Raw genomic sequence first — 13,373 nt, 5'->3', positions numbered from 1 at the left:
GGGATTTCCAGCAGTCAATCATCCAGCCTTTATCCACTTTCCCGAATAACCTAATTCCGAGTTGGCGCCGGGATTCCCACAGGGCAGATAAACCTTGACAAGATTTAACTGCCTCACATTCTTGGACAAGTAATATTTCCAAGAGGTGTAAGATGAAAATTCTGAAGTTTTTTGCGGTTTTAATACTGACCCTCACCTTTTTTTCCTGCAAAGAGCCCACCACTGAGCTCATCCAACTGGACGCCCCCATGTTCAGCAACCCCAGCGGGACCTATCTTGCCGGACAGGCCATCTACCTTACCTGCCCGGAATACGGCGCTGACATCTATTACACCACAGACGGCAGTGAACCCACCGACCAGGCTAACCTCTATGCCAATCCCCTGATCATCCCGGAATTTTTCCCTGAAGGTGCCGTCACCGCCACTCTAAAGGCCAGGGCATACAAGGAAGGATTTGACCCCAGCAGCGTTGTATCCGCCACCTACACCGTCACTTTTTTCAACACCGTTGCCAAGCCGCAGTTCTCCCCTCTTTACGGAAATATCACCACTAATACCGAGATTAACATCCATTGCTCCACCCTGAATGCGGACATTCACTACACTTTGGACGGCAGTGACCCCGATCAGAGTTCCGCAAAATACATAGAGGGGTTCACCATCACCCAAACCGGTGAGGTGACTTTGAAAGCCCGGGCCTATCGCTCTGGTTGGAACCCCAGCGAAATAGCGGAAACAAAATATACGGTCAGCGCGCCGTAACACTCGTTCTGATGATTCAATCAGAATAGTTCCTGATTCTGACAGCCTAAAAACAGCTCTCTTTCAAGCCGGATATGTAACTCCTTACAGGCTGCTCTGTTATTGGACTTCTGCAGTCACTTGGTTTAAAAAAGCAATACATCCTTACCCGCCTCAGTGTCCAGATAGACAGGCCCTGAGCGCTTGCTTCCATCTCCCTCCCACGCCCCTAGTATAATACCCGCATCAAATGCGGGCATCATGCGGGAGGCGCTTCTTGAGCATGGGAAAGGGCCTTAATGGCCAGACAGCATGCCAGGATATATGCTGGCGTGGGGAAAGGATATCAGGATTCAGGTATTCTTACCGCCCTGTCATTCGGTGGGCGTAAAAGAACATCAGTTGTTCCAGTTCCGGCTCGAAGCTCAGCAGTTCGAAATCCTCCGGCAGCCTGTCCGCTTCTTGCCGCGCGAACTCCAGATAGTCATGGAATTTATGTTCAGCGTTGTCAATGTATTCAGGTTCTTCCGAGCTGCCATTAAATCCCAGTTCTATATCCAGTTCCAGCGGTTTGGGCATAACGTGGTCCAGATACCGCCATTCCCCGCTTATGAGGTTGAACTCATACTGGGAAATGAACTTATGGCCGTGTTCGAGCACGAATTTCACCGCTTCGATCAGGTAGTCCACCTCTGCCTCGGTCATTGAGTAGTGCAGATTAAGGCGCACCCAGCCAGGTTTAATGCCGTTGTAGCCTGCGTTGGTGATCATGCAGCGGTAAAAATCCGAAACCTGGCTGCCGATATTCATCAGATGGTGTCCGTAAGGCCCGGCGCAGGAGCATCCCGCCCGGGTCTGGATGCCGAAGAGGTCATTGATCAGTCGGGTCACGAATTTGGGATGCAGTATCCGGTCGCGGTGACGGACGTTGAAAGGCACTATGGGCACCTTTTTATCCGGATCCAGCAGTCCGTAGAAAATGATCCGTTCGTCACCTTCGAAAGCCGTCATGAACTTTTCATAGAGGTATTTTTCCAGCCTGTCAATGGTGGACTGCCCCACCTTTTGCTTGATCTGAAAAGCCAGCGCGATCCGCAAAGCTTGCATAATCCCTGGTGTGCCAGGTTTTTCCCGGCTCTCGATATCGCTGAAAAACTCTTCCTTGTACTGGGAAACGTAGCTCACCGTGCCGCCGGCGGACACGGTTGGAGGAAGGTTTGAAGGATAAATGCGCTCGTTGAAGATCAAAACCCCGCTGGTGCCGGGGCCGCCCAAAAACTTGTGGGGTGAAAAGAAGATGGCGTCGAACCAGCTTTCCCCGTCCCGGTTCATGTCGATTTCCACATAGGGCGCGGCCGCCGCGTAGTCGAAACAAGCCAACGCGCCGTGCCGGTGCAGGATGCGCGCCACGTCATAAACCCTTGTTTTCAGCCCGCTCACGTTTGAGGCCGCGGAAAAGGAACCGATCTTGATCCGCCCCTCGTAGCGTGGGTCTGAGACCATTGTTTCCAGCGCGGCCAGGTCTAGCTCATGGTTTTTCAGGGGGACTTCAACGATCTCGCAAAGTGTCTGGCGCCACATGATTTCGTTGGAATGGTGCTCGTAAGGCCCAACGAAAACAATGGGTTTGTTCTGATGCATGAAGTCGTGCAGGGCCTGGTTGCAGTCCACGTCATCAGGATTGCGCAGCAGGCAACTTTTCAGAACTTCAGCCACCCGCTCGCGGGTTGCCGGGGGCCAATACACACCCAGTATCTGCATCAGCTTGTTCACGCCGCCGGTGCTGCCTGAGCCGGTGAACACGATCTTGCCTGCGGGGCCGGCGTTAACGCTGTCTTTGATTATCTTTTCAGCGTCTTGCAGTAGCGAGGTCATGGTCATGCCGGTAAAATCGTCTTCCGTGTGCGAGTTGGCGTAATAAGCCAGGATTCTTTGCACAGCACGTTCAACGGATTTCAGGCCTCTGCCGCTGGCCGTGTAGTCTGCATAAACCAGAGGCCTGGCACCGTAAGGTGTGGGGATGGCAATGTTCCGGCCGATGATGTCATCACGCAGCCAGTCCAAACTTCGGATCAGTTCTTTAGCGTTAATCATTGTGATTCCAAAAAAGACAGACCGCCATTTTCGGCAAGAAATATTCTTTCCGCCGTGATGGTTTCAGTTTTGAAACTTGTTTAAAGCCGCTCAGGCCTCCTCTTTGTCCTCAAAGAGCAGCCGGTAGATTAATCCGCCGGCCAAAGCGCCGATGATCGGAAACACCCAGAACATCCACAACTGCCTGATGAAGATGGAGCCGGCAAAGAAAGCGACTCCAGTGCTGCGGGCGGGGTTTACGGAGGTGTTGGTAACCGGGATGCTGATCAGGTGGATCAGGGTGAGCGCCAGGCCGATGGCGATTGGGGCCATTCCAGCCGGGGCGCGTTTGTCTGTGGCTCCCATGATCACCAGCAGGAACATTCCGGTCAACACCATTTCTGTCAGCAGGCATGGGATAACCCGGTATTTTTCAGGCGAAGCGCTGCCCACGCCGTTGGCGGCAAAACCGCTGGCGGCGATGTCAAAACCCCTCACCCCGCTGGCAATGATGTAGAGAACCAGTCCGGCGAGCAATGCTCCCGCTACCTGGGCTACGATGTAGGGGATCAGGTCCTTGGCGGGAAAACGTCCGCCGGCCCACAAGCCCAGCGAGACCGCTGGATTGAGGTGGCAGCCGGAAATATGGCCGATCGCATAGGCCATGGTTAGCACCGTAAGCCCGAATGCCAGGGAAATTCCAACCGGGCCGATTAACGTGCCTGCCAGAATGGCGGACCCGCAACCTCCCAGAACCAACCAGAAAGTGCCGAAAAACTCCGCGCCCATGCGTCTTGTGATGTTTGGCATGATTCGCTCCTTGCTGTTGTTTTGCCGCCGGACACACTGCCCGCGTTAAAGAGCTGTTATTTATGACGCGTGGCCGTCCTGCGGCTCCAGCCCAGTTTGCTTCATCTTGCCTGTGAGTCAAGTTTTTTCTGAACCCTGGCCAGAAGCGGTGTCGGGACATGCCATTTCGGGGTGGATTCTTGCCTTGATCTCCAGACTGGATTATCTTTTCATTAGTTATTAATGCAAAGGAGAATCAAAATAGATGAAGCCCCGTCCCGAATTCAGCCACACCGTCCATGAAGTGATCTGGAAACGCTGGAGCCCGCGTTTCTTTGCCGACCGTCCAGTCTCTGAAGAGCAGGTGCTGACTTTGTTTGAGGCAGCCAGTTGGGCAGCGTCCGCCATGAACGAACAGCCCTGGCGCTTCATTTGGTCGCTAAAAGACGGTTCCGAAAAGTATAAAAAGCTCTTTTCCTGCCTATATGAAGGCAACCAGATTTGGGCAAGCTCAGCGCCTTTGCTGATCCTCACCCTCGCCAAAACGACCTTTTCCTTCAACGGCAAGCCCAACCCCTGGTCCAGCCACGATTTGGGCCTGGCCGTGGGCAACCTCACCACCCAAGCGTCTTTGATGGACCTCTATGTGCACAACATGGGAGGCTTTGACCGTCAAAAAGCCCGCGAAATCTTCTCCTTGACCGAAGACCTGGAACCCATCACCATGATCGCGGTGGGTTGGGCGGAAGACCCGGAAAACCTCTCAGAGCAGGAACGGCAAAGGGAATACCTGATGCAGAAACGCCGGTCCTTGCAGGACATTTTCCTGTGACAATCTGCTGTCGTTGGAAGCCGGCACACTTCTTCTCATGCGGTTCTTGCCAACGCACTATGTCTTAGCCGTAGAAAAAACTTGACAGCCAGCCCCGTGTTTGGTTTCTTAACCAAGAATAAGGACGCTCGAATGATCCCTTCCAAAAAGACCTGTATCTTGCTCCTGGCCTTGCTTCTGGCCAGCCTCTGCGCCGCGCAGGAACAGCCGGATTTTTCTTTTCAGCCCGGCCGTTACGGCACCCTGGGTTTTGGTTATGGCTTGCCTTACGGCGGATACGGTTTCAGCGCGGACATGTATATCTTTGACCAATTGGCGCTTACGGTGGACGTAGGCACTTTGCTCTATGCCGCCGGCTATGAATTGGGCCTTAAATACCTGCACGGCAATGCCGGCAAGCTCTGGCGGCCCCAGGCCATCCTGCTTTACGGAGTGAACGGGATCATACCTTACAACTTTTCAAACACCGAAGTGGTCCAAACTGAGGTTTACAATGGTTTCACCGCCGGCCTGGGCTCGCAGTTCATGTTCGGCAAAAAACGCCGGCACGGACTCGACCTCGGCGTGACCTACGTAATCAGCTCCGGCCTGTTCAAACGCCTGGAAGAGCTGGCGGGATACGAGCTTGGAGCCTCCAGCCGCTTTGGTTTTTATCTGGGTTACCGCTACGCGTTCCAGTTCTTATATTGAACAGAGACTCTTTCAGTCACTGTTTTTATGTTCAGATTGGGTTTGGAGCCCTATCGAAATCTGGCACTTCTGGCAACAAAACAACAACATAAAGGAGTAAAAAAAAATGCTTGAGCGACAAACACATCCCTACACACCTTATCTTCCGAAAACGGCTGAAGCAGTGATAATTGGAAGCGCCCCACCCTGGCGGTTTTGCACTGGCAGGACTGAGGATCTCAGGGCGGGCGACGTGGATTTCTTCTATGGATCCGTTGACAACCGTTTTTGGTGCGTGATGTTTGAAGTTATGGGAATAAAGCCTGAGCCGGTAACGGTGGAACAACTGAAGAAAATCCTGAAAGACCACAAATTGGGGATGGGCGATATCCTGAAAAGCTTTACGCGCGAAGACCGCAAATCAGTTGATACCGCTTTGTCCGAGTTTACCTACAATATCAGCCTGGTGAATGAAATCATGGTCCGAGACCGCATCCGCAAGCTTTTTTTCACCAGTGAGTTTGCTTACAGGCATTTCAAAAGGGCTCTCCGAGAGCAGGGTTACAAGCTTAAACAGACAGCCATTGCGAGACGCCAATACACCCTTTCGGTCAGCAAGCCAGGTTTTGAGCGGAAATTTGAGATCAGTGTGCTATTGTCGCCCTCGCGCAGGGGGAGGCACAGCTTTGAGGACCTCGTTGCCAACTATAAGGAACAGTTTTCCAGGTTTTTCTAAGACTAAACTGAGATTCTTGCTTAGAATGAGGTGAATGCCCGGCCTGCCAACTCCAACCCTCCGCAACAGTTATCATAGACTCAGAAGCTCTACGAAGACCTCAGCGCGGGTACTTTTGCCAACGCTGTGCAGGGTCAAGCCCCTTCGCCGGTGTAGTTTCAGCAGCCTCAGGCAGATACTGGAGGCCCTGTTGCCGGCGGAGATAAGTTCCTGCCACTGGGTTTTGAATTCTCCCTTGTTCCAGTAGAGGTTGAGGATTTTGGCCAGTTCCTGCAGCCGGGCGACCTGTTCAAAGCTGAGAGCGTCAGTTTTCAGCACCTGCCAGGGCGGGTCGTTCAGCCACAGGTATCTGCGCTGGCTGGCAATTTCCTGCATCGGCGTGCCGGGCAGTATTTTCAGCATTCCAAGCTGGATTTCTGCCGGGAAGGTGGAGGCCAGCTCGTCGAGGGAACGCAGCACGGAAGCGTATTTTTCTCCGGGCAGCCCCACCAACAAATCGGCGTGAACGCAGATTTGGGTGCGTTCGCGGAGGGCGACAAGCGCGGCTTTCACCTTGCCCCAGTTAGAGTTGCGCCCGCAGGCCCGGGACACGGCGGCGTTCACGGTTTGCACCCCAACCTCGAAGCGGATGCGGCCGGGCGGGGCTTTTTCCAGGATTCGCAGGTCCTCTTCGGTGAGCAGGTCGGGATAGATCTCAAAGTGGAATTCACAGCTCTGCTTCTGCCGGATGGCGTGTTCCCAGATCAGGCGGGCCAGCCGGGGATGGGCATTGAAGCTGCGGTCAACGAATTTCAGGGTGCGCGGCTTGAGTTCCAGCAGGCGGTCCAGTTCTGACCTCAGCTTGCGGCGGTCGGAGGCCAGGGAGGGGTCGAAACGCGCTTCATTGCGTTTATCCAGGGCGGAAAGGCAATAGGCGCAGCGGAAGGGGCAGCCCCTTGAACTTTCAAAATAGACAAGCCTGCCCTGCAGAGCGGGACGGTCTGAGCGGCGGTAGAGAAAAGGCAGTTCGCTAAGGGGCGGAGCCGGAGCCTCGTAAGTCCCGCCGGGAAGCTCAAATCCATATTCAGCCAGCCTCCGGAACACTCCCTCACCCGGTCCTTTTACCCTGAAATCGCCTTCAGCCAGGCCGAAATCGCCGTTCGTGGCTTCAGGTCCGCCCAATACCACTTTCAGGCCCGGCATCAGTTTCTTCAGTTCCGGGATAAGCCGGCGCAGGTCAAGGCTATTCCAGACGTAAGCTGAAAAGCTGGCCACATCAGGGCGGTCGCGAATAATTTGGGTAAGGATGTCGAAGAGCGGTTCGGCGATGGAGAATTCACGCAGGCAAACCTCGAAAGGCAGGCCGCGCAGGGAGCCGCGCAGATAGTAAAGCGCGGGATTGCTGTGGTACCAGGCGCTGTTCAGCCCGATGAGGCTGATCCTCAGCCGTTTATTTTTGGCGGACAGGAACCCAAATCTCCAGCACGGAATCCGGCTGTCCCCAGCGGAAACGCCAGTCGTACAGTTCAAAATCCAGATTTCCCACCCGCTCAAGTGCGCTGGCAGGAAGCCATTCTGAATAGACCAATTCGTAGGTTTGGCACAAATTGTCCAGCGCCCCGCGATGCTCAAAAATGGCGTAGTCATTTGCCGGAACCACAAGCAGTTCCATGCCCGGGGGTATGTCGTTGGCGATTGAAACCTCCATCCCTGCCAGATAGGAAAACCTGTCGCCGGAGGGAGCGTCGCCCTCCTCGAGATAGCAGACGCCATAGGCGGTCCGGTCCTTGACGGAGTGGGGGATGCCGGCGCAGACCTCGTTGAAACCGTCCCAAAGCCGCGGAATCACGTTGTTTTGCTTGCTCGAGCGGCACTTGAGGCCCACCACCGTGAAGGCTTCGCGGCTAACCAGTCGGGGTTTCATCCTATCTCCTTTGCGGCGGGACCGTATCCAAGGCGGTCCCCTCTTCAGGCTTCATTTTTCCAGCAGGGCAAGGCTGTCAAGGGATTTGCCCGGTTTTTCCGGCACTTCCCCATTTTTCCGGCCAGCCTGCCTTTCATTTGCCGTGGTCCTGTCGGTCAGGCCCTTAGCGCTCGAGCCAATCTCCCTCCCACGCCCCTCGCTAGATTCCCGCATCAAGTGCGGCCATTGTGCGGGAGGCGGACTTGGGATTCAAGAAAGGGCGTTAACGGCCCGATGGCATTCCAGCTTTCGCGTTTCTGGGTTATAATCTCCTACCCCTCCCGGTCCCGGTCGCGTTCTAAGTCTTTCCTTTGCAGTGATTCCCGCTTGTCGTAAGTCTTTTTCCCTTTCACGAGGGCGATGGTCACCTTGCAGAGGCCTTTTTCGTTGATGAAGATTTCCAAAGGGACGATGGTCATTCCCTGTTCCTCGGTTTTGGCGCGGAGGCGGCGGATTTCGTGTTTGTGCAGCAGCAACTTGCGTTTGCGGGTGGGGTCGGGGCTGAAGTGGGTGGATTTTTCGAAGGGGGAGATGTGGAGGTTGAGCAGCCAGCACTCGCCGTCGATGACGCGGGCGTAGCTGTCCTTGAAATTGACCTTGCCGGCGCGGATGCTCTTTATTTCGCTGCCCACCAGGGCGATGCCGGCCTCGAACTTCTGGATCACGAAGTATTCGTGCAAAGCCCGCCGGTTCTTAAGCATCATATCAGCCCAATTCCTCCAGCACGCGCTGCCTCCACATCTTGGCGTTGGCGATTAGTTCGGCTTCGTCCACTTTGCACAGGCGCCCGCCCTCCAGCACAACCTCACCGGCGATCACAACGTCGCGCACCTGTTTGGATCCGAGGGTGTAAACCACGTGGGACCAGGGATTGTAAAGAGGCTGGCTCTCGATTCCGCCAAGCTCAAGAACGCAGATGTCGGCGTCCTTGCCCGGCTCCAGCGAGCCGCGTCTGTCCGCCACGCCGAGGGCTTTGGCGCCGCCAATGGTGGCCATCTGGACGGTTTGGACGGCCGGAAGGAAGGAGGGGTCGTTGTTCATGGCCTTGTGCAGTTTGGCGGTGAGGTCCATTTCGGCCAGGAGGTCGAGGTTGTTGTTGCTGGCTACGCCGTCGGTGGCGAAACAGAGGTTCACGCCGCTCTCCAGATATTGGGCCAGGGGCAGGATGCCCGAGGCGAGCTTGAGGTTGGAATCACTGCAAATGGCCACGGAAGCTGGATTGGCGGCCAGAAGAGCAATTTCGTCGGGGTCGGTCCAGACTCCGTGGGCGTAAAGTGCCGGAAGCTCCAAAATGCCCACCTTTTGCAGATAGGGAACGGGTTTGAGGCCGTGCGCCTTCAGGCAGTCCTCCACCTCGCCGCGGGTCTCTGATAAATGCGTGTGCAGCAGGATTCCGTGTCTGGCAGCCGCTTCGGCGCATTCGCGCAAGGTTTTCTCCGAACAGGCGTAGATGGAGTGGGGGGCGAGGTTGAAATCCAGCAAGGGGTCATCGGCGTAACGCTGGCGCAGCTCCAGGACCTTGCTGCCGAGAGGGGCTTCGCGGGTGCCGGAATTGCCTTCCAGCACCGCTTCGCCGATGATGGCTCTCAGTCCTGCTTGGGAGCAGGCATTCGCCACTGCCGGCATATCGAAATACATGTCGTGGATTTGGGTGATGCCGTTCTTGATCATCTCCGCGGCGCCGTGGAGGGCGGCCTGGCTGATGAAGTCGCTTTTTAGCATTTTGGCTTCGAGGGGCCAGATGAAGTCGTGTAGCCAGGTCTGCAAAGGCAAATCGTCCGCCAGACCGCGGAAATAGCTCATCGGCAGATGGGTGTGGGCGTTGATCAGTCCCGGCATCACGATGCAGTTGGAGGTGTCCAGCGTCCGCCGGGCCTGATAGCTCTTTTCCCGGGGGTCGAAGATGTCCAGGATGCGGCCCTGGTCAATGGCGATGGCCTGGCCTTCCAGAATGCGCAGCCCGCTGTCCAGGGTGAGAATGGTTCCGCCCTGCAGGAGCAGGTCAATGCTTTGGTTCATAAAGGTTTATCCCTGCACCTTCTGGGCGGCCTCGGCTGCTGCGAAAACACCTTTGGGGGTGATGATGCCCTGGATAAGTTCTGCCGGGGTGATGTCGAAACCTGGATTGAGAACCGGGGAGCCGGGATTGGCGGTGATCTGTCCGCCGTAGAGCTTGATCTCCTCCTCGTCTCTGAACTCGATGGGTATCTCTGTACCCTGCCGGCAGGCGAAATCGAAGGTGGAAAGCGGCGCGGCAATATAGAAGGGAATGCCGTGGTATTTGGCCAGCACGGCCTTGTCATAAGTGCCTATCTTGTTGGCAATGTCGCCGTTGAGGCAAACGCGGTCAGCGCCGGTCATAACCAGGTCGATCTCTTTTTTCCAGAAATAATAGCCGCTGGCGCTATCAGGGATGATGGCATGCGGAATCCCTTCCTGCTCCAGTTCCCAGGCTGTTATCTTCGATCCCTGGTGGCGGGGACGGGTTTCGCTCACATAAACGAAAATGTTTCGCCCTTTGCGGTGGGCCAGCCGGATCACGGCCAGTGCGGTGCCCCAATCTACGGTGGCAAGGGCGCCGGCGTTGCAGTGGGTGAGAATTCTGGCGCCATCGGGGATCAGGTGCAGGCCCTGTTCTCCGATCAGACGGCAGTCTTCGGCGCTGCGGTTGGCGAACTCCTTTGCGGCCAGTAAAGCCACTTTGCGGGCGTGGGCCAGGTCAGGAATGAATTTGATGGTCCGTTCGTAAACGTAATTGACCCCGCTTTGCAGATCAACAGCGGTGGGACGGGTCGCGAGAAGCAGGTCGTGGGCTTTGCGGATATGGCTGCGGAACCTTTCATCCGGAGCGTTCTTCGCGGCCAGGGCAAGGCCGAAAGCGCCCGCCGCGCCGATTGCCGGGGCTCCGCGCACGTTCATGTTGCGGATGGCTTCTGCTACCTGGAGGTGGTCGCTGAAATCCATGATCGTGAAATCATGCGGAATCCTGTTCTGATCGATCATCCGCAGGCGCCCATGTTCCCACCAGACGCTGCGGTATTCGCGTCCGTCAACTATCATCGGAGGTAGGCTCCACAGGAATGGGGCGGTTCTTGAAACGTGTGTAAGCAATGCCTCCGCCGAGGGCGAGCAAACTGGCCAATAGGCCGATGAAGCTGAGGCGGACGCTGGTTTTGTAGGATTCAGGGGCGAAGGTCAGTTCCAGTTTGTGCGCTCCTGCGGGAATCTGTAATCCGCGCAGGATGTAGTTCGCGGCGTGGATGGGGATTTCTTTGCCGTCCAGGGTCGCCTTCCAGCCGGCGGGGTAGTAAACCTCGCTCAGCACCAGGAAGGCGGGCTTGTCGGTATAGACGTCATAGGCCAGTTTGTGCATCTCGGCCGTGGTTTGCGTAACCCTGGCGGAATCAGGCTTCTGGATGTCTTTCAGGTCCGTTTCCACAAAGGCCAGCCGGCGGGGATCAAAGCTCTCGGAACGCAGCAGCGGGAGGATGGAATCAGCCGGGGCGACCTTTTGAACGGCATCCACGAACCAGGCCCGGGGCAGGGCGGTTTTGTTGCGGTAAACCGAAGTGCCGTCGAAGCCAGTGAAAACAGGGGTAAGCTTGTTGTAGAACTGATTGTAGGGCGGAAAGTCCAGCGTGAAGAGTGAATCGTTCGGAAGCGGATCGGGGTGAAGGATGTATTTGGTGGAAAGCATGTCCAGCACCGGGGTGGGTTTGTCAACTGGCATTTCGCCTTCTTTCATGCCGTACATTCCCATCATCAGGCGGCCCCATTCTCCGGGCTTCTGGGTGGCGGGATCGCCTTCGATCAGCTTCAGCAGCTTGTCATAGCGTTCCAGCTTGGCGGCGGAATAACCTGTGACAGTTTGGTGGTGGTAGGCAAATTCACCGGCGGGTTTGCCCATCCTGGCTTCTGAGAGCATGCTCTGGCCCAAAGGCAGGATGCGGTAGTTGGATTTGTCCGCCAGGAGGAATTCGTCGTAATCCTGAGGCGCGAAACGGTCGGTGTATTCCTGCCGGGCCTGGAGGTTTTCGCTCTTGAGAAATTTTCCCGTGTAAACCCAGAGGTCGATGAAAGCTAGTAGCGTCAGCAGCAGCACGAATGCGGCCTGAGGCAGCTTTTTCGTGCTTTTAAGCCAGGCCAGCGCGAGGCTGAGGCTGAGAAGCAACAGGCTGATCAAACCGCTGTTGTAAAGTAAGCCCAGGCGGGTTTCCTTAACCGTGCCCGGAAGCTCGGTAAGTCCATGCTGGGATAACTGTTGCAAATCCGAAGCGCTGGCGAATCCGAGACCGCCGAACAGGGCTTTGGCCGCTATGAGCCAAAGGAAGAAAACCCCGCCGCAGATCAGAGTCGCCTTCAGCAGTCCTTTGCTCCAGTCCTTGCTTTGCTCCGCGCTGAGGCTGAGGATGGTGTCCACGCCCAGGGCGGCCTGTAGCACGGCGTTGATTTGCACCATGGTGAGGATCATTGAGGGCACGCGGAATTTATTGAAGTAGGGCAGGTATTTCAGGAAGAGGTCAGAAAGCCGGGGCGTGGCGCTGCCGAAGGACATGATCAGGAAAATCAGCGAGCTGATGGACAGGAAAACCGCCGTGCGACGGTGTTTGGAACCGATCAGGGCAATGATCCCAAAAGCCAGCACGATCAGCCCAAAGTAGTTGTAAACCTGCGTAAAGGGCATGTAACCCCAGTAGTTGGGGCTCACACCGCCGTAGAAATCCGGGATGAAGAAGGTGATGATTTCTTTGGGATGGAAGCTCCAGCCCTGGGCGTAACTGGTTTCCAGGCCGCCGCTTCCGCCGCGCTGGGTGAATTTACTGTATTCCATCGTGCTCAGGTAGGGGTTCATCACCGCCAGCAGGGTCAGCCCCACCGCCACCACAGCCAGCAAGGTGAAGAGCCAGAAGCTCTTATGGTCTTTGGCGCGGATGCTTTCCACCAGTTGCCAAAGCCAGTAGAGACCCAGGAACAGATAGAGGTAGTAGCTGATTTGAGGATGGTTTTCCCGTAATTGTATGATCAGCGTGGTGGCCAGGAAACCCAGGCTCAGCAGGCCGGGTTTTTGCCGCAGGCGCATGAAGGCCCAGATCACCCAGGGGATGTACATTATGGCTCGGAATTTGGTGTTGTGGCCGATTTCCACCAAACCCAGCCAGTGGCAGGAGAACATGAAGGCCACGGCCCCAAAAAAGCTGGTCCAGACATCCAGTTTGAGGAACCTGAGCAGCAAAAACATCCCCAGCGAGCCGATAAAGAGCAGGAAGATGCGCCAGTTGATCAACTTGTCCGTGAGCCGGGAAAGGTTTTCCAGAAAGGGCCAGCGGTTCGGGAAGGAGATCATGTAGGAGGGCATGCCGGAAAACATGCTTTGGGTCCAGAGGGCGTTGTCAGCGTGATTTTGGTTGTATTCGATTATCTTGTTCGCCGCGCCTTGCCACTGCGAGATGTCAGATGCATGGGGGGTCTTACCGCCGAAAGCCACGGGGAAATAGAGCAGGCTGACGAAAACCAGCAGAAAGACCATCAGTGCCCAAGGCAGCCAGGGTTTGGCGGAAAGGACTTCCAACCAGCCCGGGGCGGCGGCCG

The 13,373-nt window shown here is 55.9% G+C and carries 12 protein-coding genes; 4 read left to right on the top strand and 8 right to left on the bottom strand.

What is annotated here, in order from left to right:
* The first annotated feature begins 152 nt into the window (after window positions 1-152).
* The gene (locus GX466_05600) at window positions 153-764 is read left to right on the top strand and encodes a hypothetical protein (protein NLH93681.1); all 612 of its coding nucleotides are present in this window, start codon (window positions 153-155) and stop codon (window positions 762-764) included.
* 342 nt (window positions 765-1,106) lie between these two features.
* Here the strand turns inward: GX466_05600 and GX466_05595 are convergent, their stop codons facing one another.
* Complete coding sequence (locus GX466_05595; GenBank protein NLH93680.1) at window positions 1,107-2,834, bottom strand: aminotransferase class V-fold PLP-dependent enzyme; 1,728 nt, start codon at window positions 2,832-2,834, stop codon at window positions 1,107-1,109.
* 93 nt (window positions 2,835-2,927) lie between these two features.
* Window positions 2,928-3,626, bottom strand: coding sequence for an aquaporin Z (gene aqpZ / locus GX466_05590; GenBank protein ID NLH93679.1), 699 nt, complete (start codon window positions 3,624-3,626; stop codon window positions 2,928-2,930).
* 244 nt (window positions 3,627-3,870) lie between these two features.
* Between aqpZ and GX466_05585 the strand changes: the two genes are divergently transcribed.
* The 3 genes from GX466_05585 to GX466_05575 all read left to right on the top strand — a co-directional run bounded on the left by GX466_05585 (window position 3,871) and on the right by GX466_05575 (window position 5,842).
* On the top strand, window positions 3,871-4,437 hold the full coding sequence (locus tag GX466_05585; protein NLH93678.1) for a nitroreductase family protein: 567 nt from the start codon (window positions 3,871-3,873) through the stop codon (window positions 4,435-4,437).
* Window positions 4,438-4,569: 132 nt separating this feature from the next.
* Entirely contained in the window at window positions 4,570-5,127 is a 558-nt protein-coding gene (locus tag GX466_05580; protein ID NLH93677.1) for a hypothetical protein, read from the top strand.
* Window positions 5,128-5,233: 106 nt separating this feature from the next.
* On the top strand, window positions 5,234-5,842 hold the full coding sequence (locus GX466_05575; GenBank protein NLH93676.1) for a hypothetical protein: 609 nt from the start codon (window positions 5,234-5,236) through the stop codon (window positions 5,840-5,842).
* A 72-nt stretch (window positions 5,843-5,914) separates the two neighbouring features.
* Here GX466_05575 and GX466_05570 read toward each other — a convergent pair whose 3' ends face one another.
* The 6 genes from GX466_05570 to GX466_05545 form a co-directional block, all read right to left on the bottom strand.
* Window positions 5,915-7,351, bottom strand: a complete 1,437-nt coding sequence (locus tag GX466_05570; protein ID NLH93675.1) for a DUF4080 domain-containing protein — start codon at window positions 7,349-7,351, stop codon at window positions 5,915-5,917.
* Window positions 7,272-7,745 (bottom strand): AraC family transcriptional regulator, encoded by a 474-nt coding sequence (locus GX466_05565; GenBank protein NLH93674.1) that lies wholly within the window; start codon window positions 7,743-7,745, stop codon window positions 7,272-7,274. The genes GX466_05570 and GX466_05565 overlap by 80 nt, the downstream gene beginning before the upstream one ends.
* Window positions 7,746-8,056: 311 nt before the next feature.
* Window positions 8,057-8,485 carry an SsrA-binding protein SmpB gene (gene smpB, locus GX466_05560; GenBank protein NLH93673.1) on the bottom strand — a complete coding sequence of 143 codons (429 nt, stop codon included), beginning with the start codon at window positions 8,483-8,485 and terminating at the stop codon, window positions 8,057-8,059.
* Window positions 8,486-8,489: 4 nt separating this feature from the next.
* Window positions 8,490-9,803 (bottom strand): amidohydrolase family protein, encoded by a 1,314-nt coding sequence (locus tag GX466_05555; protein ID NLH93672.1) that lies wholly within the window; start codon window positions 9,801-9,803, stop codon window positions 8,490-8,492.
* Window positions 9,804-9,809: 6 nt separating this feature from the next.
* Window positions 9,810-10,844, bottom strand: a complete 1,035-nt coding sequence (gene mtnA, locus GX466_05550) for an S-methyl-5-thioribose-1-phosphate isomerase (protein NLH93671.1) — start codon at window positions 10,842-10,844, stop codon at window positions 9,810-9,812.
* Window positions 10,834-12,636, bottom strand: a complete 1,803-nt coding sequence (locus GX466_05545) for a YfhO family protein (GenBank protein ID NLH93670.1) — start codon at window positions 12,634-12,636, stop codon at window positions 10,834-10,836. The genes mtnA and GX466_05545 overlap by 11 nt, the downstream gene beginning before the upstream one ends.
* Window positions 12,637-13,373 lie beyond the last annotated feature (737 nt).

This window comes from Candidatus Cloacimonadota bacterium, assembly GCA_012516855.1.
GTDB lineage: Bacteria > Cloacimonadota > Cloacimonadia > Cloacimonadales > Cloacimonadaceae > Syntrophosphaera.
The sequence above is the reverse complement of the archived record's forward strand: the minus strand, read 5'-3'. Positions and strand labels throughout refer to the sequence as shown.